Here is a 23,421-nt window from a genome sequence, read left to right on the forward strand (position 1 = left end):
TCTCCTTGTGAGACTTGCATTCTGAGGTTACCGTCAGCGTCAGTCCTGACTTCTGGCAAGCCGTTAAGCACAACTTTGGGTAAACGCGTGCGTGACCCGGAAGAATCGTCTGCACTCCATCCCCGGATCGGGGCACAGTGGCGTAGCATAATCCTACCGGAATTCCCGGTTTAATCCAAACTCAATTCAGGGTCGAAACTTATGCTGCGTCACATTGACGCATAAAAATTCGCCAAGCTACCAAGGTTTGCCGGAAGGGCGAAAAGCGGACGACGAGCGGCCGAATTGCCTTTCGAGCAACATCTCTGCAACTTCCTGGCCAGTGAGTTGGGAAATCAGACTGCCGAACTACAATCGGCATCGGGAGAAGGTTGGAGTTCAATCGAGGGAGACCGAACGCAGGTGGCAGGAACACAACAGTCGACAGACCGCTATGACGCCCTTTTCATTGTTTCCTTCGGCGGCCCGGAGGGAATGGAGGATGTCATCCCATTTCTCGAGAATGTTCTCCGCGGCCGAAATGTGCCCCGGGAGCGGATGCTCGAGGTCGCACACCACTACGAAATGTTTGGCGGCGTCAGTCCGATCAATCAGCAGGTTCGGGATCTGATCGAAGTTCTTCGGCCTGCCATGGACGACGCTGGCGTCGATCTGCCGATCTACTGGGGGAACCGGAACTGGACGCCTTACATTCCCGACGCCATCGCTCAGATGCGGAAAGACGGTGTCCGAAGTGCTTTAGCACTCGTGCTTTCCGGCTACAGCTCTTATTCCGGCTGCCGCCAGTATCGGGAGAATATTGCCGATGGACTGGCCGAAATCGGCAGCGATGCCCCGCGGATCGACAAGATTCGGGTCTTCTACAATCATCCGCTGTTCGTGAAAGCGAACGTCGAGCGTCTTCAGACGGCCATCGCCCGTCTCCCCGCCGAACATCGTGACAGCTGCCAGATTGCTTACACCGCTCACAGTCTCCCCCAGAGCATGGCCGACACTTCGGATTACGTGAAACAGCTGCAGGAAACCGCCCGACTGGTGTCGGAAGGAGCAGGCGTTTCCCCGGAACGCTGGGAGCTCGTTTATCAAAGCCGCAGCGGACGACCGCAGGATCCGTGGTTGGAGCCGGATATCCTGGATCACCTGGACGCACTGGCTCAAGACGGCTCAAAAGCGGTCGTCATCGCACCCATCGGGTTTCTTTCCGATCACATGGAAGTGCTCTTCGATCTCGACGAGGAAGCTGTCCAGAAGTGCGCCGAACTCGGAGTCGCGATGCAGCGTGCTTCGACCGTCGGAACACATTCCGATTTTGTCGCGATGCTCGTTGAACTGATTCAGGAACGTCTCGACTCCGATCAGGAGCGACGGGCGATTGGGCAATACGGCTGCAACCACGACGTCTGTCCAATGAACTGCTGCCCACCTCCGCGGCGTCCAACCTCAGGAAGTCAAGGATCCGCCCGTCCTCAATCCGGCGCCTCCTGAGCGTTCTGAGGGTCGAATCGATTGGCACATCGTAACTAGTGAGATATTTCCCTCACTCGGCTGCGGTTTTCCGCGTCCGCGATTCATTCTGGCCTATTCTTCACGTAGGAGAAGCACGTCTCTTTACGTGGAAAATATACCAGGATGTCTAAACTTTCCCCCAGTGAATTTTTGAAGGAACTCAAGGGCCAGCACTCCGTTAAGGAGACGGCTCACGCTCCCGTTGCGCCCGAACAGCCTGTCGTCGAAGAGATGACATCGCTGTTTGACACGCTCCTTGGAGATGGGACGCAGGAAGCGGAAGCCCCGGCTCGGACGAAAGATGCTCTGCGACAGACGCCGCAGTCGGTTAAGAAAAACGCCGGGCTGTCTGATCTCTTCGACCGCGTGAACTCGCTGCTCCAGGAGCCGAAACCGGTCAATGAACGGTTTTCGCCCAAAGCTCCGGGTAGCCTCGAAGAAGCCATTCTCTGCGCGGACGACGTCGAACGGCTGATCCTCAAGTTCCTGCTGGCCAAAGGATCTGCTTCCGGCCGTCAGATTGCCAATCAGATCCGTCTGCCATTCGCACTGATCGATCCCCTGCTCAAACAATGGAAGTTCGACCAGGTTCTGGATTTGCGCAGTTCAACCGATATGGGCGACTATATTTACGCCATCACCGATATCGGACGCGAACGGGCTCGTCGGTTCTCGGAAGAATGCACTTATTATGGGGCCGCCCCGGTCAGCATCCGAGATTACCTCGACGCGATGCAGCGGCAGAGCATCGCCAAGCAGACCGTTCAGGAAGAGGATCTTCGTCGGGCGTTCTCCGATCTGCTGATCGACGGAACCATGCTCGACAAACTCGGACCGGCGATCAACTCGGGTCGCGGGATGTTCCTGTTCGGGGAGCCGGGTAACGGAAAAACCAGCATTGCCGAGCGTGTGACCTCCTGCTTCGGCTCGACGATCTGGATTCCCCGGGCCCTCGGCATCGATGGCGACATCATCCGCCTGTTTGATCCGGGCGTCCATCAGACCGTGGAACAACCCCGTGGCGAGGGATACCTCGACAACAGCGGCATCGATCATCGCTGGGTGCAGATCGTCCGCCCGACTGTGATTGCGGGGGGGGAACTGACGATGAGGGAACTGGAAGTGACCCAGAATCCCCAGTCAAAAATCTGCGAAGCTCCCCTGCAATTGAAGAGTAACTGCGGGACCCTCGTGATTGACGACTTCGGTCGCCAGCGGATGCCGGTGGACGAACTGCTCAATCGCTGGATCGTGCCCCTCGAAAAACGGTACGACTTCCTGAATCTTCCGAGCGGGAAGAAGCTGCAGGTCCCCTTCGATCAGCTGATCATTTTCTCGACGAACCTGGAGCCAAAAGATCTGGTTGATGGGGCCTTCCTTCGCCGAATTCCCTACAAAATCGAGGTGAAGGATCCTTCCGAAGCCGATTTTACGAAGCTGTTCGAAATCATGGCACCAAAGTTCGGCATGACGGTGAATCGAGATGCAATTCAGTATCTGATCGACACCCATTACCACGCCGTGAACCGTCCGTTCCGTGCCTGTCAGCCCCGCGATCTGTTGCTTCAGGTCCGAAACTTCTGCGTCTACAAGGGAATCGAAAAGAAAATGTCCCCGGAAGGTTTCGACTTCGCGGTCGAGAACTACTTCTCGGTAATGTAATTTTTTCGGTGATGTCGTTCTCTCGGTGATCTAACTCGCTGCGGTCTTTGCCTGCCCGGGATCCCGCCCCTGAAGCTCTAGCTTTCGCGGACGATGGCAACGCGAAAGAACATTCCCGGCTCGTGTTCGCCTGCTTCTCTTCTCCCCCGGTACGTGCTCGCCAAAGTCCATCACACTGGGAAAGATATTCCGTCTTTTTGGGGCGTATCGATTTTGCCGATCACGACGACTATTCCGGTTTTATGGCAGTCGCATCTCTTGCGGTAGCAGTCAGTTACGCAAAATTGACCAATCCGGTTCTGATCAAAAAGAATGCCTCATCTGGATATTCGAAATAAGCCGAACCTGATGATGAGTGTGCGTCATTGACGGAGTTGCGCCAGAGAGATCGACTTCCTCTTCAAACGGTTTGCTCAACTCGCGACGCCACCAAGAGGGACAGGTAATTCGTAGCAGACACGTACTTCGGCCGGGGGATCTTGTCGAAGATCGTGATTTCGAGTGAACAAATCGGCTCAACAGGTCGGCAGGGAGGTGGATTATGTCGCGGCTCGTATGTCTGGCGACTGCAGCATCAGTTGCATTGGTCGTCATGACCCAGCAGTGCAGCTGGGCCCAGTCGGAATCATCGGTGGACGACAGCACTGCGGGAGTGGTGCGGATTGTCAGTCACCGTCAATCCAATCAGTCCGCTCCAGGTCTGATCCGGAACGCCACAAGCGCCAAGCCGATCAATTCGGCGGGCACGATCAACGCGACTCCGGTTTCGAAGTATCACAACAACCATCCGACGAAACTCGGTCCGGTTGCACACGCTCCGAGCCCAGGCTATCCGCAGTTGAACGCTCCGCTGTATCCGTCGCCGCAGCCGATGACTCCGATCTACGCCGGCGGCACGATGATCACCAATCAGGCGTTCTCGCCGCACGAGATGCTCTATCCGCACCAGTACAAGGCTATGTATGGCCCCTACTATTACAAGGTCCGCGGCTCGTGGTACCTGACACCGCTGGGTGTCCGCTCCCATGACCGGTGGGAACTGCAGGGAACGGAAGTGTCGGTCAAGTACCGGTCGCACTACAAGCCGTTCTCCTTCTACTTCCCGCCCGCCACCAGCAATCCCTGGAAATGGTAGGAAGCACCGGCCCGTCTGACGTGGGCCCTTTCACGCCGAGCACTGCAGGACCTGTTTCGCCGTTTCAGTTACATCAGGATGATATTATGAGATCCCCTCTCCATAAGATGACGATGGTCATTGCGATGATCGCAATGAGCACCGCATTCGTGTTCGCCGATGCTCCCGAAGGAACACCGGAAAAGGTGCAGGCCCCTCAGGCCCACAGCGTGCCTTCTTCGGGCCATGGCCAGAACTACCTGCCGGGCGGTCAATGCCAGGACAGCGCCAACTACTGCTACTGTGAAGACGGTGGCATCTGCAACAGCCGGTTCGGCAAATGCAAAGACCGATGCCGCTGCAGACGTTGCGGCAAACTCCGCGGCTGCCGCGGCGACGGCTCTCTGCTGGGACGCCTGAAGCGGTGCAATCCGTTCAACTGGGGAATGGGATACGACGGCGGGCCGAATGGTCTGATCGATCCACGCGGTTGCGGCGGCAAAGGCTGCCCGCCGATCGGCGTCTACCAGATGACTTACCCGGTGAACCCGGACTACAGCGATCCTCGCGATTCCCGCGTGCACGCTGCCCAGGGCTATGGCGTGCCGATGGGTGTGCCTCTGGCGCCGGTTGTCCGTCATCAGTACAACTACAGCTGGGGAGTCCCGGCCAGCCGCGTGACGCATATCTCCAACCACGCTCCACATCTGATGCACTCTCCTCAGGGAGTGTATGGTCTGCACGGCCATCTGCCCCTCGGAGCCGATGGTGCTCCTTATGGCGGAGCCGGTGCTTACGGTGCTCCGGGCGGATATTGCCCGCAGTGTCAGCAGAATGCCCCGATCGGACACTGAGAGAGCGTCGCCTCCTGCGGACGGGCAGGAGGCCACTCCCCGGATTCATCTTTGACAGTCGGATATCAGACAGGAAAGTCTCATGCGTCTCTTGACCTCCCATGCGATCAGCTGTTCCCTGGCCTGCGCCCTGGGACTGGGACTGGTTGCTCAAAACAGCAACGCGGATGAACCGGCTCAGAAGTTGAAGCCCGTTCCCGAATCCAAAGCCATGACGAAACAGGGCGTCACCCATTACCACGGGTCTCAAGGCCACGTGGACGGGGGATACGTTAATGGCGGATACGTTAATGGCGGATACGTCGATGGAAGCTATGTCGACGGCGGCTACGTCGAAGGTGGCTACTACGACGATGGCCGTGGTGGCGTTCTCGGTCGCAATCGTCGCCCTTCACCCGGAACCGGCTGGTGTGCCCCGAGCAAAGTGACTCAGCAACGGCTGCGGGTCGAGTACTGGAAGTACTATCCGCACTACTGGTCTGGATATGGCCCGGGACCGGTCACGCCTTACCATCCCATGGTCTACACGCCAACCGACACCGCTCAGCTCGGCTTCTACTATCAGCACGTTCCGTCCTGGACGGCTCAGCCCTGGCGGACACCGGGTCCCGCTCACCCGGCTGTGTGGCACAACCGCTACTGCGGACGCTGCCAGAACGGCTACAACGCTGGTTACGGCTACGGAGCCTATCCGACCACAGCCAGCACGGGCGGCGTTCATTACGACGGCCAGGAGCAGATTATCCACACGTCGCCAGTTGAACCCGAAGAAGCTGAACGCATGCCGGAAGCCAACGACCAGTCGATCCGACTGCCGGAACCGAGCTTCGTTCCTCGGGCCCCGCGACTGTCGGTCGTGCCAGACGCGCCTCCTGAAATCTAATCCACTTCTGTGGATGTCGAATAAAAAAGGACTCCTGACAATCAGGAGTCCTTTTTTCGTTGATGCGTCGCGGCGGGCGATGAGAGCATTTTCATGCTTCTCCTGCAGTCACATGGGCGCCATTCCGCTGCCATGCTGAGTTTGCTTCTGCAAACGCCTGCAGTCGAACTTTGAGTTTGCTCTAGAACTCGCCAACCACTTCGGTGTCATCGATCCCGACCAGGTTCTCAAGAACGCTGTTCGTATCCCAGGAACCATCGTTGCTGAGATTCACGTTTTCCGAGATGAATCGAACCGAACCGTCCGCGAGAAGAAACTGAGCTCCGCCATCGTGCCTGCTGCTGTAAGCCTGGCTGCGATCGGTGTTCGCTCCCGTCAACGGCGGGTTGATCGGGTAACGAACCGATCCCACGATTGACATAATGCCCTGATTCCAGGCAACCGCGCTGTCTTGCGAGGAAGGACCGGTGCCGTTTGCATCGCGCACGGCCAGCAGGGTTCCTGCCGACATTCTCTGCCCGCCCAGACGCCAGGCTCGTTCACCAACCAGGATGGTATTGCTCGTGCCATCCAGAATGTCGTTGAAGCCGACGCGGCTGTCGCGATAGAACGCTCCGATTGCTCCCGTGGTTCCAATACGCGGGTTCGTCGCCTTCCGTTGCCGCACGGCCGCGATGTTATTGGAGCCGACATAGTTCGTGATCGGCAGACCGGTGTTGGCTCCGCCTGAACCCGGCTGGTTGTCGATGGCGTAACCCGGATCCGGACCTGGATCGTGAACGCGTGGTTTACCTCCATCTGAAGGACAGTTGAAGGCGGCCTGGAAGCCCTGGAATTCAGCACGGTGCGTGTTGATCGCCTGGGAAGCCGGAGTGTTACCGACGTTCAGCAGATCGTACAGGCCGCTCTGTTCCATCTGCGGCAGAATCATGGCCGTCCAGGACCAGTGTCCATCGTTGTCGTTGCTGGACGTCCAGTTGTTGTTGGAATTGCTTTGCATGTCGACGTAGCCCGGAGGCAGCACATTGTACGTGTCGTGATAGTTGTGCAGAGCGAGGCCGATTTGCTTGAGGTTGTTCTTGCAACTCGACCGCCGAGCCGCTTCTCGCGCCTGCTGCACGGCGGGCAGCAACAGCGCTACTAAAATCGCGATGATCGCGATAACAACGAGAAGCTCGATCAAAGTGAACGCGCTTCGGGACCGGGAACCGTTCATTTCACGTCTCCAGAAGAAATTTGAGAGGGAAGGGAAATATAGAGATGTGCCGATACGATACATCTGAATGCATCGCTCCGCAAGATGAACAACCTGATACTATTGCCGACAATTCTGGAGGGTCATCGACAATCCGGTTTACTCACCCCGCAGCGATCGTAGCACGGGCATTCGCACGGCCTGCAGGATGGCGAAGCTCGCTCCGAGCATCCCGGCGGCAAAGACGGCTACCAGCAGCAGTGCGCCACTGGCCCAGGGGACATCGGAACCGCGGCTGAGAATATTGGGCAGCATCGCCCACAGCGCCGTGGCCGTGCCGATGACCAGCCCCACGGTCAGGAGCACCGCGTTTTCAATCAGCACGAGCATGCCGATCATGCCCCGCGAGAATCCAATGGCCCGCATCAGGGCAAGCTCGCCGCGCCGTTCGAGCACGTTTCGCAGCATCACGATCGCCAGCCCGAACGTTCCGAGCAGCAGACCGAGTCCGCCGAGAGCCTGAAACGTGGAGAGATACGTGTTCTGCACGGCCAGAAAACTCTCGAGCCGCCGCCCGACCGGTTCGGCGTCGAAGCCGAGCGTGACCAGCCGCGTTTCGAGCTCGCGCGTCAGTGGTTCCACGTCTTCCATTGGCGTTTCGATGAGGAAGTAGTTGTAGCCTTCGACCTCTGGAAAGAGTTCGAGGAAGTTCGCTTCCGACATCAGCAGCACGCCCTGAAACACACTTCCGCCAAGCGAGCCGACCACAGTCAGATCGACTCCCGCCTGCAGTTCTTCAGGCAGTTCGACCGAATCGCCAATCGCTTTGTGCAGACTGTATTGCAGCGTATTCATATCCCCGATGACGGGAACGTCACCCTCTTCTGTCCGCCCTTCCAGCAGCTTCCACGGATGCTCGGACGGCGTATCGGCGAACAGGAAACCGCCTCGATCGATCATCTCCTGAGGCACGCCGAGGATCGTCGGCAGCCGTGTCTGATACAGATTCAGACAGCTCGCATCTTCCCCGGGCCGCACACGGAACGGCATGATGTTCGACTCGGCCAGCAGTTGGCGGAGCTGTTCATCCTGAGAGCCGATCAGCCCCAGTTTGATCTGCCCTTCTTCAGTGGAGAGATCGTAAAGCACCGGTCGGGCCGACTCGGCGACGATCGAAAAGCCGCCGTTCCCGGAGTTGAAATCAGGCTCCATCTGGGACGGATTCTGCCGCCCCGAGGCCACTGCCACGACAACGAACGTCGCCAGCGCCACCAGAATGACCGTGATGCTGCTTCGCTGACGTTCCCGCGAGGGATTGCGAGCTCCAAGTCGCACCGCTGCCGAGAGTCCGCTCCCCTTCAACGTGGTGGCCCGATAGCGACGCAGCCAGACGACATACAGCAGCAGACTGCCGATCAACGACAGGAATCCCCCCGCGAAGAAGCAGACGATGTGCCAGTTGAATCCGCCAAACGCTTCCGTCCGCGGCACGAGGCCCGACAGCACCCCGAGGACCATCAACACGGCGACGACGAGACAAACCAGACCAATCCAGAGCTTGGCTCCCCCGCCCGTTCGTACGGTTCCCGACTGCGAACTCGAAACACCATGCAGTCGATCTTTCGCGGAGACCCGGAGAATCTGCCGGACTCCGAGCCACATCCCCGGAATCGCAACCACGAAAGCGATTGCCGCTCCGGTCGCCAGGCTTTGCGGCTGCACCGATGTCTGCAGGAACGTCGTTCCGATGGCTCCCCGCCACCAGGTCGTCAGGCCGTAAATCATGAATCGGGCATAGCCGATCCCGAGCAGCGAACCGAGAATCACGCCGCCAATGGCAACGATCGCCCCTTCGCCGAGCAGCAGGTTCCGCACGCTGCTCCGCGCCATTCCGATCGCCGAATAAAGACCGGTCTGCGCGACCCGGGTTTCAATCCCGAGGCGGAACAGCAGCGTGATCAACACCATTGCCGCGGCGATTACAAAGAAGCTGAAGCCGATGAACAGTCCGGTAAAATCCTGCGTTCCCTGGGCGGCTGCCAGTCCCTGCTGTTTCACCGGAAGCACGACCAGCCCCAGACTCGCCGGCGAGAGATTCTGAAGAAACGCCTGCTCGAACTGCTCGGCGGTTTCATCGAGACCGAGCTCCGGATTCACGGCAATCCGCACCGATGTGCTTTCTCCATACCGGCTCTGCCAGAGTTGCCGGGCTTCGTCGAGCGGCATGAAGAGTTTGGGAGTCGTCTTGTACCCGTCCGGCTTCGTGTCGTTGCCTTCCCAGTATTCGTCATCCCGTTCGGTGATGCGATCCGTCTCCATCGGAAAGGGCTGCTCCCAGTCGTTGAGCGTCCGGGCATCGGTAATGCCGGGAACGAACGGCGTGAAGCCCCGGTCATCGGCCACCGAACCATCGAGCGGCAGCACGGCTCCCACACGAAATCGCTTCTCGATGTCGGGAAGCTCTCCGCGCGAGCCGACGACATGATAGGCCAGCGAGACCTCATCCCCTGCCTGCACCTGCAGGTCTTCGGCCAGCCAGCTGTTGATCGCCACTTCCCCCGCTTTGAGTCCGTCGACAGGTTGTCCTCCCGTATTAATGAACGGTCCGAACGGCGGCTCGTTGACGAACTCCACTCCTGCGGCAATCGAATACATCGAGAACCGTTCCGGATTCGAGACGCTGGCAATCTCATTGGCGAGGTAGACCAGGACCGACGACGACGTGAGATCGAGCTGCTCGGCGACGTTGACCGCATGCGTCGACAGCGGCCGCTCGACGATCATCCGATCCGATTCGAGAGCGAAATAGTTCTTCTCCGGCACCTTCCGCAGATGCATGTGGAAGTCGTCGAGCTGCAGCCGTTGTGCCAGCGAGCCGGTCGCCGCGGAAGCGAGCTTGCTGCCCACGGTCACGTCCCCACCGAAGTTGAAGAGCAACGCATTCACCCGAGCCGGCTTCGCGACCGGATTCCGTGGCGTCGCCCGGACCGCCTGCAGATCGAGTTCTTCCTGCAGCCGACTGAGTCGCACATACGCATTCAAAGGGAGCTGTTGATTCGGCTGCAGGGAGAAGCGGCCGAGCGTTGTTTCCGGTTCGGCGACTCGCGTGACCGTCAGCGGAAAGTTGACGACGAGCTCATCGACATCCCGTTCGCCGAGCAGAGACTCCTGAGGAATCGACTGCGGAATATTGACGTACAGACTCAGCTCATCATCTGGACTTGCCTCCAGCTGTTCGGCCAGCCTTCGGTTAATGACGATGCTCTGATCATCCGGCAGGTTGCCTTCTTCACCGCGGAGCATGGCCCAGAGTCGCTCGTCGAGTCCAACAAGGTTGACCTGCCCGGCTGTGGCGATTTCAGGGTCGGCTCCTTCTTCTGAGGGTTCCATCTCGTGCTGCAAGGAAGCCGTGAGCATGATCGCCGGAGCGATCGAAACGCCGGCCGTATCGGGGTTCTCGCTGAGAGCCTGTTCGAGATCGTCCGTCAGTTCTTCCCGAAAGAAGCGGGAACCGGACATCGCGGCATCGACCTCGGCCAGACGATCGAGCGTCATCTGTCGAAGACTGTAACGCACGGAATCGCCGACGATGAGAGCGCCGGAAATCACGGCCGTGCCAATGGCGACGCCGAGCAGAACCGCCAGATTGGTTCGCCAGTAGTAGCCGAGCGTGCGGAAAACGAGCTGTGTGCGATTCATGGATCAGTCCGGAGACGCGGTCAGACGGAAGCGGGAGAGGCGGTCGAATCAGCCGTAACCAGACGGCCGTCTTCCAGCTGATAACAAGTCGGAAACCGCCGGGCGAGGTCCCAGGAATGGGTCACACAGAGCAGCATCGCTCCCGCTTCCCGGCTCACTTCCAGCAGCAGATCGCCCACGACGCCGGCTGTGGCGGTATCGAGGTTCCCGGTTGGCTCGTCGGCAAGAATCAACTCGGGTTGATTAATCAGTGCCCGGCAGACGGCGACCCGTTGCCGCTCTCCTCCGGACAACTGAGCCGGCAGATGTGTCAGCCGATCTTTCAGTCCGACCCGCTCCAACAGCTGGCCGGCCAGATCGCGTCGGGACTGATCGACACCCGATCCCGCCAGACAGGGAAGCAGAACGTTCTCCACCACATTCAATTGCGGCAGCAGATTGTGGTCCTGAAACACGAAGCCGATGTGGGCGTTGCGGAAGGCGGTCTGCTTCGACTCGCCGCCGGCGACCATGTCCTGTCCGCGCAGCGAAATCTCGCCGGCATCAGGGCGATCGAGCGCACTGATGAGATACAGCAGCGTACTTTTTCCGGAACCGGAAGGTCCGGTAATACTGGCGGCTTCCCCCTGCTTCATCGTCAGGTTGAGTTCACGCAAAATCGAAACGGCCTGCCCGGCCGAGACGTAGCTCTTGAACAAATTGCGGACTTCGAGGGCAGCCGGGGCGTCTTCAGCGGGTGTCTGTTCGGACATGGAACCAATCATCGCTAACAGGTCGGAACATGGTCTACGTTGTTCCTTCCAGTATAGCGAACCGGTCCCGCGAGGTCATGAAGCGGGCGGGGAAACAGCAGGTAGCCCGACCGTCACGCAGGCGGGCCACCCGTTGGACGTTTCTAGAACTCGACGGCAATCTGCTTGTTGTTCGGGTTCTCGGCCAGACGTCGCGCCTGGGCCGCCGAAGTGTCGATGTTCAGGGTCAGCCGGGTTTCCCAGGTTGAGGAATCCGGCGTGAAGTCCCAGTGCAGAATCACGGCACAACTCTGGTGGACCAGTTCAAAGCCCCCCTCGGACTGACTGACCGTTTCCAGCGGATAGGTCCAGATTCCGGCCGGTTGAGAGGTCTCCAGCGAAGCATCGAGCCCCAGCCATTCATCAACCAGACCGATGCGTCGCTGCTCGTGCAGATTCTGCTCGGTGCCGAGATGGCCGATGTTGTTCCCCTCTTCGGCGTAGTAGTAGCGGTTCTCCACACCAGCCGCCATGGCCGAGAAGTTGAACTCGACCGCGAGATGAACCCGCTGGCCCGGCTCAAGATCATCGAGACGGTAAGCGATCTCCAGTTCCGACGGAGCAGCCGTCGACGTGGCGACCGACTTGGTCAACTGTGGCGACTGCCCTTCCCAGCGGCAACGGCGGGTCATCACCGCTTCCACGCGGTTCGGGCTGCGTTTGAGCGTCGTCTGGAAGACTGCCTGTTCGGCTTCGCCGATAAAATCGCCCTGCATGCGGAAGTCTTCCATCGACATTCCCGGCGGCAGGACATGGTCCACGAGACTCTTGCGGGCCCACTGATCGTAAATCAGCTTCAGGTGCAGATTCTCCTGCTTGAAGACAATGTCTTCCGAGACCGAAGCGGTCTCGTTGCTGCCGTCGATCTGCCCGGCTGCGTGTGCGAGAATCGTTTCGTGATACGGCTCGGGACGCCGGTTAAGCGTCGCCAGCAGGTTCACGCGGGATCCCCGAGCATCGAGTTCGTAGAGATGTCCGCCCCTCGCCGGGGCGAGATAACCGACGAGCTGATCGCTGGCGATGCGAACTTCCTGACGGGCATCGAGATTGATATCGCGGGACGAAATCTCCACCCAGCGGCCGGTCTTGCCGGAAAGCTGTTCAACGAGTCCGTCGGCTTCAATCAGATGATGGTAGATGGCGTTTCTCAGGTGCGGCAGATACAGCCCGCCGAAGGCGCCGTGCCAGTACGGGCAGTTACACTGTCCGCGATAGAGATGATCGCGGGCACTCTGGAAGATGGCGGTCTGTTCGATCTCCGGTTTGCTGCGAACCAGCTGATCGAGCCGATCGCTGATCTCCCGCATCCGACAATACATCTCGTGAGCTTCGGGATACTTCACCAGGAAGTTCCGCCAGAAGCCTCCACGAAGTCGACGGCGAATCTCCGGCCAGTCTTCTTCTTTGCGATGCTCGCGATTCAGACGAATCAACTCCAGCTGACGATCGGTCGGCAGCGCCCATTCGGTCATCTCGCGGTAGCTGCAGTCGGGAAGATAGCAGCGTCCCAGCGGAGAGACCTCTTCGACGGCCTGCGAGAACGTGCAGACGCGAACCCAGTCCTGATTATCGGTGAGCAGCTGGAAAAATCGCGTCAGCCATTCGTCGCCGTAAACGTGCTGCTTGGAACCGGGCCAGGTGCCGAACTTTTCGCCATCATCACCAAACGCGACCACGGCGTCCGGCTGTTTTTCGTGAACTTCGCGGAGCCAGTCGATCGTCGCTTCCGGCTCGGCAAACGGAATCGTGTAGCGCAGATGCTCGCTGATCGGGAAGACCGAGAGCATCCGGCCATCGTCTTCAGTCACGAAGTAGCCGTAGAGCTCCTCGTCGCCGAAGCCGGCATTCTTGAAGTGGAAGTCATCGAGCACGGTGTATTCCAGCCCGGCGGCCACGGCATCGCGGGTGAAACTCTGCTCCCAGACACGTTCGGGAACCCACATGCCGCGGGGCTTCTTGCCGAAATGCTGCTCAAGATGCTCGCCGTAAGCCTTCATCTGACCGAAGCGATCGCGGGAAGGAATGCTGGCCAGAATCGGTTCGTAGAACGGACCGCCGAGGATTTCGATCTGTCCCGAGTCCGAAAGCGGCTTGAGCCGCTCGATGTACTCCGGGCGATTCCGCTCGATCCAGTCGATCAGACTGCCCGAGTTGTGCAGCGAGATGCGAACCGCGGGGTAATTCTCCAGCACATCGAGGAACGGCTTGTAGCTGTCCTGATAGGCTTCTTCGACCACGTGATCGAAGTTGCCGACCGGCTGATGATTATGGATGGCCAAAACAAGTCGAATGGGACCGGGCATTCCAGCTGCTTCCTAACTCGATGTCGATCGCCGCGGGGCGGAGCCGCACTGTGAACGCCTCGGACAGCACGGCAGGTTTCCTGTCGCCGCATCATACTCCCTGCAAGCAAGTTAGAAAATGAGAGTTGCAGCACGAATTGCCGCAGAACCCATGAAATGACCGCCGCCGTTAAGATAGGCAATCTGTAAGCCGTGCCAGGAGCAGAAGTCGGGTGCGGAGGGGACCGAATGACTTCGTGCGTCATCTCGGTTGGCTCAGACGCGTGCGTCTGGGCCATCTCTGTTGTGCGACCCGACCCAAAACCACGTGGCTGAAGTCTGATCTTCGATGCGATCTAGGCCCCAGCGAGCTGCTGAGCCGCGAATTCCGGGTACACCGGGTTCACGTAGCTGCCCTGACCGAGTTCCCAGCCGGCGATACCGGCGAGGCGGGGGTAGATTTCCCAGTGCCAGCGGAATCCGCACTCGTCGGCGGCGGCGAAGGGAGCGGTGTGGAGGACGAAATTGAAGTCGCGGGAACCGGTCACACATCTTAGACGCAGCAGGGCCTGCCGCATCATCCCGGCGACATCTTCCAGCATTTCCTCCGAAGTCTGATGAAAGTGCGCCCGTTCTCCGTGTGGAATGATGAGCATTTCGAAAGCAAACCGGCTGACGTACGGACAGAGCAGGGTGCAGTGCTCTGTGTGCTGGACGATTCGCTCGTTCGCCTGCAGTTCCGCCTCAAGCAGATCCTGCAGCGGCGTTCTTCCGGTGTGGGCCCGGTATCGTTCGGCGTATTGGAGCTCACGATTCACATGCGGCGGTACGAAGCGCGTCGCCATGAGCTGGGAATGCACGTGCGGCTGTGAAGCCCCCGCGTTGCGGCCCTGATTTTTGAAAACGGTCGCGTGAACGACGTCGGGATGCTCCGCCAGCGCTTTCAGACGCTCGCGATAGCTGAGGAAAATCTGCGAAAACTCCTTGTCCGAGCATTCCGCGATGTCCGTCAGGGGCTGCGGATGTTCGATGATGACCTCGTGCAGCCCGGCGGCCAGTCGCTGACAGTCTTCTTCCGGGGAGGCCTCAGGCGTGAGGACCGGATACTTATTCGGAATGACACGAACCTGCCAGCCGGGCCCGTTCGGCTTCGAATCGTCGTTTCGCAGCGCAAACGACTCGTCCGTCGTGAGATGCTCGTTGAATTCCGCGAACGGATTGGTGCTTCCCGCTTTGGCATCCGCGGTTTGCGAGAGTGAAACGGGGCGGCGGGCCCGGGGCGGAGCAAAAATCACGGGCCAGTCGTGGACGGGATCGTACCGGACTTCGTGATGCTCGCCGGCGAAATGCGCGGACTCCATGGACTCGGACATGTGCAGCAGACTGTCTGGGGATCGGTCGAAAACGCTCAACTGGCTTCGAAAAAGCGGCTGGTCGAGCCGCCCTCTTTGACCACATTAATGCGGACTGGCTTCGCGCATTTGGGGCACCAGCCGACGTACGCATCCTGCGCGGCGTTCAAACGGGCATAAATATAGCTGTTGCAGCACTTCATGTGCACGCCGAGAGTCGGCTGAGAAGGTCTGCGGGGCGGTTGGGAATTGGACATGGCTCGAGATCGCGAAAGGTGCATCCGAAGGAGAAACTGAAATCGGAGGCAGAGCCGGCGACTTCGGGCCGAATCTTAGTTCTCGTGGTCCAACCCTGAAAATACCAACCGGGGATCACCGATTTCAATAACTTACCGGCGAAGCGCGACTTGCATCTGAAGGGCGAATCAGCTTTGATGATGGCGATTTTCAGCCCGCCGCGACCGCCCGCTTGTCTTGTCATATCTACAACCGCCGATAGAGCCTGAGAGATTTGGTGAACCATGGATGCCCTCACCATTCTCGCGACAGTCATCTTCGTGCTCTTTGCGTTCGGCTACGGCGCCTGTTTCGGCAGCTTTCTGAACGTTGTTGTCTGGCGACTGCCCCGGCGGATGCCAATATTGCTGGCCCGCAGTCATTGTCCGAAGTGCAAACACGCGATTCCCGGCTCAGATAACATCCCGATCTTCGGCTGGATCCGACTCAAAGGCCGCTGCCGCTTCTGCCAGTTGCCGATTTCAATCCGTTATCCGCTCGTTGAAACCGCGGTCGCTCTGCTCTTCGCGGCTCTGTTCGTGCTGATTGTGGTCGCTCACGGAATTTCGCTGCCGTCTCAGTTTCTCCGAGATCACGGCGGCAACTGGCTAACCGAGTTCCCCGGTTGTCCGTTGCTGCTGGTCTATATTCATCAGATCGTGCTCGGCTACTTTCTGTTCGGAATTGTTCTGATTGAAGAGGATGGACAGCAGACGCCATGGCGGTGGCCGCTGATCGCGATTGTCCTGCATTTCGTGATCATCGCGTTCAATCCGGCTGTGGGGATGATGGATTACGTCTCGGCCCTGAAGGTGGACCAGTCCGATACCGCAGGCGTGTCGGTTTCGTTCCAGCAGGCTGCGATGTTCGGCTTTGGCGGGGCTTTGCTGGCTGCTGTCCCCGGGCTTCTCGGTCGCTGGCTGCTGGGACCACTGCGTTATCGCAATGGCTATCAGGCCTTTCTGCTGATCGGGTTCTTTCTCGGGCCGGCGTTCCTGCTCTGGACCGCCATGATCGTTGGCTTCTCGCTGCTCGCCCAGCGGGTGGGGGCTCAGATCAGGAAGAATTCCTCGGTCTCGGGCGTCTCGACACAGGTTCTTCTGGCCTGGCTGATCATTCTGTGTACGTGGAGGTGGTGGCCCGCCTTAAACGTCTGATGGGTGGGACGGGCTGAATGGCGCGGCATTGTTCCGGCAAATTTCGTTCGCCATCGCCGCTCCTTCAGAGTAGTATGTTGAGGAAGTCCCCACTCGAGAATGGGGACGTCTCTTCCAGACTCCAGTCTCAAAAATATTCTTTAGTGTCGTTCAGGAGAGATCCGCGATGGTAATGGTTTCCGAGTGGACTGAATCCACTTTCCTTCCCAATAAAGAACTTGAGATCGACAAGATCTTCAAATCGGCCATCAAGCTCGGCTGCTCCGATATTCACCTGCAGGTCGGTCGTCCTCCTGTGTTCCGAATCAAGGGAGGGCTGCGTCCGCTGCAGATGGACCCGATTTCGGAGTCGAAGATGATCGAGCTGACGTTCCCGATGATGGACCAGCGTAACCTCGATATTTTCCATCGTGACGGCGGGGCCGACTTCGCGAAAACGCTGATCGTCGACGGCGAACCCTGGCGTTTCCGTATCAACCTGATGACGCAGATGAGCAAAATCGGCATGGTGGCTCGAAAGATCGAGCGGTCCATCCCGCCGTTCGAAGGGTTGTTTCTGCCGCCGATTATGGAAGAGCTTTGCAAGTACGACCAGGGAATGGTGCTGCTGGCCGGGGTGACCGGTTCCGGTAAATCGACGACGATCGCCTCGATGCTGGACTGGATCAACCACAACTACAATAAGCACATTCTCACGATCGAAGACCCGATCGAATTTATTTACACCTCCGACAACTGCCTGATTAACCAGCGTGAAATTGGACAGGACGTGATCGACTTCCACACGGCGATGAAACATGCCGTGCGTGAAGACCCGGACATCATGCTCGTGGGCGAAATGCGAGACATGGAAACCTTCGAAACGGCTATCCACGCGGCTGAAACCGGTCACCTGGTGTTCGGAACCATCCACGCCTCGAGTGCTCCCGGAACGATTTCCCGTATTCTCGACCTGTTCCCGTCGTCGATGCACGGAGCCATTCGGGCCAGTATCGCGATGAACATGAAGGCGATCGTGGGACAGAAACTGCTCAAGACCATCGTCGACAAGCCGAGTCGTGTCCCGATCGTGGAGGTCATGAAGTTCAACCCGACGGTGCGAAAACTCGTCCGGGAAGGTCTGGACGAAAAACTCACGGCGGCCATTCGCATCGGGAAAGACGAAGGCATGCAGGTGTTCAACGACAGCCTGAAGTCCTTCATCGACCGGGAACTGATCAGCCGTGGCGATGCGTTCGAGATTTCTCCGAACGTGGAAGAACTCAAGATGGCTCTCAAGGGAATCGACGTCAAAGCGGCTGCGATTCTGTAACAGCTTCTCCCGCGACGAGCCTCGAGAACAACTTGCGAACAGGTGCCTCTGCCGGTCCGTCCGGCAGGAGGTGCCTTCTCGTTTGATCTGTACGAATTCAGAACTCTCCGTTACGGTCAGCGTTCTGAATTCACTGTCAGGAAGCGTGATTCGAACAGGCATTTCGGCGAGGGATAACTTCGCTGAGGGATTGACGTTGCGGAGCGGGCCATGAAGATTTCATTTCAGATTTTGACGGGCAAACACAAGGGGAGAATGCTCACCCTTCCGGCCGATGTCGTGAAGATCGGGCGAGATCCCACGGCTCAGATTCGCGTCAATTCGACCGAAGTCAGCCGGATTCACTGTGAGATCACTTTGCGGGACGGCAACGTCTACGTGAAGGATCTGGGCAGCCGGAACGGCACGTTCGTCAATGGCGAGGTCATTTTCGGCGAAGCTCAGATCCGGCCAGGCGACACACTGCATGTCGGCAATATGGTCTTCGAGCTGGCCGGCGAAAAGAAAAAGGCGGCTCCTAAGTCGTCGGAACGAATCCGCCCCCCCGGATCCCGCAATGCGATTCGAACCGCTTCCGAAGAGGATGTGATCGACTGGCTGGCCGAAGATGAGTCCGAGCTTGATTCCGATACGACGATCGTGACGAATACGGAAGCTCGTCAGATGGGGCTGAATGACGCCCCGGGTCCGTCTGCTCCGCTGGTGCCGCGAACCTCTTCGATTTCGCTGAGCCCGGTGGAAGACGGCACGCCGGCCGCAGATGCCGCTCAGATTATTAAACAGTACTGGGCCAACAAGTAATCTGGGTTCTGCTGATTTCAAGGATGTGACCCGACGCTTCGGCACATTTCGCGAATTCTCACACTCAGTCCCTCTGACACTCGCCGATTCCTGTTTACAATCGGGGAAGGTCTACATGCCGGCTTCTTACGGCGTCAGCGATTCTGTTCCCAAGCGACAGCATTTCTGCAGCGCCGCGAAGCCTCCTGTCAGTCATCATGCACACACTTCAGAGGGTAACAGGACATCATGCGCAATATCGTCGGTCTGGTCCTAGGTGGAGGTAAAGGTACTCGACTCTTTCCGCTGACTGCTCAGCGGTCCAAGCCAGCCGTCCCTCTGGCGTCGAAGTATCGGTTGATCGACATCCCGATCGCGAACTGCATCAACAGTGGCGTCGACCGCATTTATCTGCTCACGCAGTTCAATTCCGTATCGCTGCATCGGCACATTCGCCAGACCTACAACTTCGACGGCTTTCACGGCGGCTTCGTCGAGATCCTCGCCGCTCAACAGACGATCGAAGGAGCCGACTGGTATCAGGGAACGGCCGATGCCGTCCGTAAGAACCTCCGCTACATTCAGCAGCCGGGCATCGATTATGTCTTGATTCTTTCCGGCGATCAGCTGTATCGCATGGACTACCAGCAGATGCTCAAGACGCATCTCGATACCAAAGCCGATGTGACGATCGGGGCCCTGCCTGTCGATCGCGAGGATGCCAAGAGCTTCGGCATCATGCAGCTGGACGACACCGGCCGCGTGAAAGGCTTTGTCGAGAAGCCCAAGACCAAGGAAGCAATTGATTCGGTCCGAATGGATCCCGCGTGGATCGATTCTAAAGGGATCGACAGCAAGGGCCGCGACTGCATGGCCAGCATGGGCATTTACCTGTTTGACCGGGACCTGCTTGTCGACTTGTTGACGAAGACGACCCACGAAGATTTCGGCAAGGAAGTCTTCCCAATGGCGATCGCCGATCACAACGTCAACGTGCATCTGTTCGATGGCTACTGGGAAGACATCGGAACGATCAAGTCATTCTTCCAGGCCAACCTGGATCTGGCGAAGCCGAACCCGCCGTTCGAATTCTATCGTCCCGATTCTCCCATCTATACCCGTCCTCGATTCCTCCCGGCGACCAAGGTTACCGGCACCTACTTCGATCATTCGCTCATCGGTGATGGCGGTGTGATCGACGAAGGAACGCGGATTGAGAACAGCGTGATCGGACTTCGCTGCCGAATCGGCAAGAACGTAATGATCAAGAATTCGATCATTATGGGGGCGGATTACTTTGAATCCGAGGAAGAGACTGAACATAATGATGGAGCTGGCGTCCCCATGATCGGTATTGGCGATGGTTGCGTGATCGAGAACGCGATCATCGACAAGAACTGCCGCATCGGCGCCGGAGCTGTCGTCGCTCCCGGCAATCGTCAGGAGGCGGACCTTTCTGATCCCGAGCTCTATATCCGCGACGGAATCCTCGTCGCACCCAAGGGTAGCACCATACCGGCGAACTGGATCCTCCCGTCCTGACACTCCGTCCCGACAGTCCAGTTCGCAAGTCCTTTCTTGCGTTCGGAGACTGTTTTATGTTCGTTCGATGCGGGTTGCTGACGTGTCTACTGTTGACTGCACTGATCGCTTCGCCCTGCGCTGCGGCGGAGTATCAGACGGCTGTTGAGGCCTGGAATGCCGGAGCCGCTGCCCTGCGCTCCGGCAACTACGCCGCCAGTCAGGAGCCGTTCGAGGCGGCTCTGAAAATGACCGACGACGACCGCATGAAAATGCGGATCCATGAAGCTCTGATGGCCAGCTATCGCCTGCTGCCGGAGCCAGATAAGTTCGTCGACAATTCCGAGTTCATCATCGAGAACGCCGAGTACGACGCCAAGAAGTCGCTCACGCGGAGTGCGCTGCTGAGTTTCATGTTTCAGCGTGGCAAGTTGAACGTCATCGAAGACCGGTACACGAAGAACATTGCCAGCAAGAAGAAGCTGGAACTGTCCCATTACATTTTGATGGAGTTGTACGGACGGTATAACCGCAAACCGGAACTGGCCATCACCCACACCAAGGCCTACGCCGAACTGACGAAAGACTCCGGCGTGAAAGTGTCGGCCAGTCACCTCGGTGATCTCGGTCGGCAGTTCGCCCAGGCGGGAAAGCTGGAAGATGCGGCGAAGAAATACGAAGAAGCCGCGGAAAGCGATGAAAAAACGGCCAGCTGGTACCTGAAGGAATCCGCTGACTGCTGGATGAAGCTCGGCAAGGAAGACGAAGCGCTGGCCGCCGTCGAGAAAGCGGAGAAGCTGGGACCCGACACCCGCTCTGACCAGCTCACCCATTTCTGGCATCGCAAGATCGGCGAAATCTACCTCGAACTCGACAAACCCAAAGAAGCGATTCCGCACCTGAAAGCCGCGATCGAAAACACCAAGATCGAGGGCTACATCAAGAGCTGCCAGGAAGCGTTGGCCAAAGCCGAAGCCGCGGTGAAGTAACTCGCCAGAGATGATCTCAACCTGAAGTGGCTTCGAGTTGGGATTGGTTCGCGTTTATTCAGCGGACCGCGGTCAGAAAAAAAGAGATCCGCAGCGGACGCGAGACGCTGCGGATCATTCCGTGGTTCAGATTGCGAACGTGGTCGCGCGGATTACTCCGTCGTTGCGACGGCGTTCTGATTCTGCTGCTGAAGCGTCTTCATCAGACGCAGAATTCGCAGCTCGAGCAGTTCAATCGGTTCCATGTTTCCCCCGGCGGTCAGACGGTCGACTTTCGAGTTGAACTGAGTCTGCAGTTCTGCCAGATTGTCCATCTGCTTCTGCATATCAACTTCGAGAGCCTGTTCCAGATCCTGCTCCAGGCCGACGATGAACTGGCGGGCTTCCTGCGGACTGTCTTCCAGTTCCTTCAGGTACGACTCGATTTCCTGATGGTTCTCTTTCAGGAATTCACGGAAGGCCTGCTTGCTCATCTGCGTTCCTTCGTCGAGACCTTCTTCGACACCGGTTTCGGTGAGTTGCTCCAGTTGAATGCGAGCGTCGTCACTGGAGGCCATCAGCTGTTGACTGACAGTCTCGGCGTACTGATCGCTGTTCTCGCGAACTCGCGTGACGATTTCTTTCCGGATCTCCGGATAGTTCTCTTCGGCATACTGTTCGGTCGCCGCGGCAATGTTCTCCGGCTCCAGGTTCTCCTGAACCTGAGAGTAGGTCATCCCGGCAATGGCGATGAGTTCGACGCAGAAGACAATCAGCAGGACCGTGGTGAGCCCCGGTCCGTTCGACCGGCTCTTGTTGTCGTGACTATTCGTTGACATCAGGTAACTCCTGTATTTCCATTCGGTAGAAAGTGTGTGAATTGTGTTCGGATCAGAGGTCGTGATTAGAGCGGATCGCTCTACCGTATGTCCGCGAATGAGCGTCGAATCGCCTGAAACGCTGCATCTTTCGCGGACCGAACGGTTACAACCAAAAAGTAAACTGCTCTAACCTTCGGACGCCATCTGAGTGATCTCCGATTCGGCTTTGTCACTCAGCTTGAGGACCAGCCAGTCGGAGAGATATTTCAAGAGCTGTTCGCGGGTCTGCTCCTGCGAGGCCTGTTCGATCGGTTCGATCTGTTCCCAGAGAGTCATCGTCCGTACCGACTGATTCTTGAGTTCATCGATCGAGTAACGTTCCATCAGACGATCACCCACTTTACGGAACTCGGCGATCAGCTGGTCGACTTCTTCACGACTCGCATACTCGGGAAATTCAGCGGCAACGACGTCCCGCTGGGCGACCCAGAAATCATCGGTCTGTTTTTTCGTTTCCTGCACCAGCGTCTGTTCAAGATCGTCCAGATACGTGGCGCTCTCGCGATCGAGAATCTTCACGTACTTCGGATAATCTTCTTCGAGCTGCTTCTGCATGGCAGTCGCGAGCGGCGGGACAACGTCGCGGGTCAGCTCATACGATTCCCGGACGATCGTGTCCGAGTTGTCCTGAATCATTTCGCCCATCTCCTGGGCGATCTCTTCCTCCTGCAGATCCGGAGTCGGCGGGCCAGAATAGGCTGTATAGCCCCAGATCGCCCCGACGCCCACAATGAGCACGGCGAGGATCAGGTTGTTGACGGTCGAAAATGGGTTCATGTCGGTCTCCTGTCACTTCGGTGGTTGAAAACGGCGATCTCTGATCAACAGCAGCGCCTGCTGTCGGATCCGGGAGAGGCCTGAAAAATGAAGAATGTTGGCGACGGCTGAGCGGACATGTTGTCTGGTTAGAATCCGGACAACGGAGGAAGAGCGGCCATCAATGGCTGAAAACCGTCTCCCATGCCCGACTGTGCAGTCGCATGGGGTCAATCTCGGCGGTGAGTGACACGAGTTCGCAAACCCGATACCGTTCAGTCAGGAAATGCCCGTACGGATTTAGCGAAGAGGTCTACTGAAGTGGAGTGTCTGTGCGTACGGAAGCGACGTGAGTTCGTCGCAGCGGCATCGTTTCGCTGAAGGGGCGACACATCCCTGAAGGAGCCGAGAGACTTTCTATAGCAGAGCCAG

18 protein-coding genes are annotated in these 23,421 nt (G+C 58.2%); 10 read left to right on the forward strand and 8 right to left on the reverse strand.

All coding sequences use genetic code 11. The features are described 5' to 3' along the window. Window positions 1-402 precede the first annotated feature (402 nt). The 5 genes from L1A08_RS14675 (at window position 403) to L1A08_RS14695 (ending at window position 6,019) form a co-directional block, all read left to right on the forward strand. A complete protein-coding gene (locus L1A08_RS14675) occupies window positions 403-1,485 on the forward strand; it encodes a ferrochelatase (protein WP_238757194.1) in 1,083 nt (360 codons plus the stop codon). A 144-nt stretch (window positions 1,486-1,629) separates the two neighbouring features. Next, on the forward strand, window positions 1,630-3,168 hold the full coding sequence (locus L1A08_RS14680) for an AAA family ATPase (protein ID WP_238757195.1): 1,539 nt from the start codon (window positions 1,630-1,632) through the stop codon (window positions 3,166-3,168). A 541-nt stretch (window positions 3,169-3,709) separates the two neighbouring features. After that, the gene (locus tag L1A08_RS14685; RefSeq protein WP_238757196.1) at window positions 3,710-4,303 is read left to right on the forward strand and encodes a hypothetical protein; all 594 of its coding nucleotides are present in this window, start codon (window positions 3,710-3,712) and stop codon (window positions 4,301-4,303) included. A gap of 86 nt (window positions 4,304-4,389) precedes the next feature. Further along, window positions 4,390-5,136: a hypothetical protein gene (locus tag L1A08_RS14690; RefSeq protein WP_238757197.1), complete on the forward strand. Its 747-nt coding sequence runs from the start codon at window positions 4,390-4,392 to the stop codon at window positions 5,134-5,136. An 82-nt stretch (window positions 5,137-5,218) separates the two neighbouring features. Continuing rightward, a complete protein-coding gene (locus L1A08_RS14695) occupies window positions 5,219-6,019 on the forward strand; it encodes a hypothetical protein (protein WP_238757198.1) in 801 nt (266 codons plus the stop codon). Window positions 6,020-6,200: 181 nt separating this feature from the next. Here the strand turns inward: L1A08_RS14695 and L1A08_RS14700 are convergent, their stop codons facing one another. The 6 genes from L1A08_RS14700 to L1A08_RS14725 all read right to left on the reverse strand — a co-directional run bounded on the left by L1A08_RS14700 (window position 6,201) and on the right by L1A08_RS14725 (window position 15,595). Then, on the reverse strand, window positions 6,201-7,235 hold the full coding sequence (locus L1A08_RS14700) for a DUF1559 domain-containing protein (RefSeq protein ID WP_238757199.1): 1,035 nt from the start codon (window positions 7,233-7,235) through the stop codon (window positions 6,201-6,203). A 138-nt stretch (window positions 7,236-7,373) separates the two neighbouring features. Further along, window positions 7,374-10,913, reverse strand: coding sequence for an FtsX-like permease family protein (locus L1A08_RS14705; RefSeq protein ID WP_238757200.1), 3,540 nt, complete (start codon window positions 10,911-10,913; stop codon window positions 7,374-7,376). Between the two features lie 20 nt (window positions 10,914-10,933). Continuing rightward, window positions 10,934-11,665 carry an ABC transporter ATP-binding protein gene (locus L1A08_RS14710; protein WP_238757201.1) on the reverse strand — a complete coding sequence of 244 codons (732 nt, stop codon included), beginning with the start codon at window positions 11,663-11,665 and terminating at the stop codon, window positions 10,934-10,936. A gap of 143 nt (window positions 11,666-11,808) precedes the next feature. Beyond that, window positions 11,809-14,007, reverse strand: coding sequence for an alpha-amylase/4-alpha-glucanotransferase domain-containing protein (locus L1A08_RS14715; protein WP_238757202.1), 2,199 nt, complete (start codon window positions 14,005-14,007; stop codon window positions 11,809-11,811). 335 nt (window positions 14,008-14,342) lie between these two features. Further along, window positions 14,343-15,347: a galactose-1-phosphate uridylyltransferase gene (locus L1A08_RS14720; RefSeq protein ID WP_238757203.1), complete on the reverse strand. Its 1,005-nt coding sequence runs from the start codon at window positions 15,345-15,347 to the stop codon at window positions 14,343-14,345. A gap of 47 nt (window positions 15,348-15,394) precedes the next feature. Then, on the reverse strand, window positions 15,395-15,595 hold the full coding sequence (locus L1A08_RS14725; protein ID WP_238757204.1) for a hypothetical protein: 201 nt from the start codon (window positions 15,593-15,595) through the stop codon (window positions 15,395-15,397). A gap of 264 nt (window positions 15,596-15,859) precedes the next feature. Here L1A08_RS14725 and L1A08_RS14730 point away from each other — a divergent pair, with 264 nt between their 5' ends. The 5 genes from L1A08_RS14730 to L1A08_RS14750 all read left to right on the forward strand — a co-directional run bounded on the left by L1A08_RS14730 (window position 15,860) and on the right by L1A08_RS14750 (window position 21,373). Next, window positions 15,860-16,771 carry a prepilin peptidase gene (locus L1A08_RS14730; protein WP_238757205.1) on the forward strand — a complete coding sequence of 304 codons (912 nt, stop codon included), beginning with the start codon at window positions 15,860-15,862 and terminating at the stop codon, window positions 16,769-16,771. Between the two features lie 166 nt (window positions 16,772-16,937). Further along, on the forward strand, window positions 16,938-18,083 hold the full coding sequence (locus L1A08_RS14735; protein ID WP_238757206.1) for a type IV pilus twitching motility protein PilT: 1,146 nt from the start codon (window positions 16,938-16,940) through the stop codon (window positions 18,081-18,083). A gap of 210 nt (window positions 18,084-18,293) precedes the next feature. Continuing rightward, the gene (locus L1A08_RS14740) at window positions 18,294-18,884 is read left to right on the forward strand and encodes an FHA domain-containing protein (protein ID WP_238757207.1); all 591 of its coding nucleotides are present in this window, start codon (window positions 18,294-18,296) and stop codon (window positions 18,882-18,884) included. A gap of 228 nt (window positions 18,885-19,112) precedes the next feature. Next, window positions 19,113-20,405, forward strand: coding sequence for a glucose-1-phosphate adenylyltransferase (locus tag L1A08_RS14745; RefSeq protein WP_238757208.1), 1,293 nt, complete (start codon window positions 19,113-19,115; stop codon window positions 20,403-20,405). Window positions 20,406-20,461: 56 nt separating this feature from the next. After that, a complete protein-coding gene (locus L1A08_RS14750; protein ID WP_238757209.1) occupies window positions 20,462-21,373 on the forward strand; it encodes a tetratricopeptide repeat protein in 912 nt (303 codons plus the stop codon). A 152-nt stretch (window positions 21,374-21,525) separates the two neighbouring features. Here the strand turns inward: L1A08_RS14750 and L1A08_RS14755 are convergent, their stop codons facing one another. Both L1A08_RS14755 and L1A08_RS14760 read right to left on the reverse strand, forming a co-directional pair. Further along, entirely contained in the window at window positions 21,526-22,191 is a 666-nt protein-coding gene (locus L1A08_RS14755; RefSeq protein WP_238757210.1) for a hypothetical protein, read from the reverse strand. A 168-nt stretch (window positions 22,192-22,359) separates the two neighbouring features. Further along, window positions 22,360-23,010, reverse strand: coding sequence for a hypothetical protein (locus L1A08_RS14760; protein ID WP_238757211.1), 651 nt, complete (start codon window positions 23,008-23,010; stop codon window positions 22,360-22,362). Window positions 23,011-23,421: the final 411 nt, after the last annotated feature.

Source organism: Rubinisphaera margarita (genome assembly GCF_022267515.1).
Taxonomy (GTDB): domain Bacteria; phylum Planctomycetota; class Planctomycetia; order Planctomycetales; family Planctomycetaceae; genus Rubinisphaera; species Rubinisphaera margarita.

Coding starts and splice junctions, on each gene's coding strand:
- L1A08_RS14710 (WP_238757201.1), bottom strand. CDS start 11,665: ATGTCCGAACAGACACCCGCTGAAGACGCCCCGGCTGCCCTCGAAGTC.
- L1A08_RS14715 (WP_238757202.1), bottom strand. CDS start 14,007: ATGCCCGGTCCCATTCGACTTGTTTTGGCCATCCATAATCATCAGCCG.
- L1A08_RS14705 (WP_238757200.1), bottom strand. CDS start 10,913: ATGAATCGCACACAGCTCGTTTTCCGCACGCTCGGCTACTACTGGCGA.
- L1A08_RS14685 (WP_238757196.1), top strand. CDS start 3,710: ATGTCGCGGCTCGTATGTCTGGCGACTGCAGCATCAGTTGCATTGGTC.
- L1A08_RS14735 (WP_238757206.1), top strand. CDS start 16,938: ATGGTAATGGTTTCCGAGTGGACTGAATCCACTTTCCTTCCCAATAAA.
- L1A08_RS14700 (WP_238757199.1), bottom strand. CDS start 7,235: ATGAACGGTTCCCGGTCCCGAAGCGCGTTCACTTTGATCGAGCTTCTC.
- L1A08_RS14745 (WP_238757208.1), top strand. CDS start 19,113: ATGCGCAATATCGTCGGTCTGGTCCTAGGTGGAGGTAAAGGTACTCGA.
- L1A08_RS14760 (WP_238757211.1), bottom strand. CDS start 23,010: ATGAACCCATTTTCGACCGTCAACAACCTGATCCTCGCCGTGCTCATT.
- L1A08_RS14680 (WP_238757195.1), top strand. CDS start 1,630: ATGTCTAAACTTTCCCCCAGTGAATTTTTGAAGGAACTCAAGGGCCAG.
- L1A08_RS14695 (WP_238757198.1), top strand. CDS start 5,219: ATGCGTCTCTTGACCTCCCATGCGATCAGCTGTTCCCTGGCCTGCGCC.
- L1A08_RS14730 (WP_238757205.1), top strand. CDS start 15,860: ATGGATGCCCTCACCATTCTCGCGACAGTCATCTTCGTGCTCTTTGCG.
- L1A08_RS14720 (WP_238757203.1), bottom strand. CDS start 15,347: ATGGAGTCCGCGCATTTCGCCGGCGAGCATCACGAAGTCCGGTACGAT.
- L1A08_RS14755 (WP_238757210.1), bottom strand. CDS start 22,191: ATGTCAACGAATAGTCACGACAACAAGAGCCGGTCGAACGGACCGGGG.
- L1A08_RS14690 (WP_238757197.1), top strand. CDS start 4,390: ATGAGATCCCCTCTCCATAAGATGACGATGGTCATTGCGATGATCGCA.
- L1A08_RS14740 (WP_238757207.1), top strand. CDS start 18,294: ATGAAGATTTCATTTCAGATTTTGACGGGCAAACACAAGGGGAGAATG.
- L1A08_RS14750 (WP_238757209.1), top strand. CDS start 20,462: ATGTTCGTTCGATGCGGGTTGCTGACGTGTCTACTGTTGACTGCACTG.
- L1A08_RS14725 (WP_238757204.1), bottom strand. CDS start 15,595: ATGTCCAATTCCCAACCGCCCCGCAGACCTTCTCAGCCGACTCTCGGC.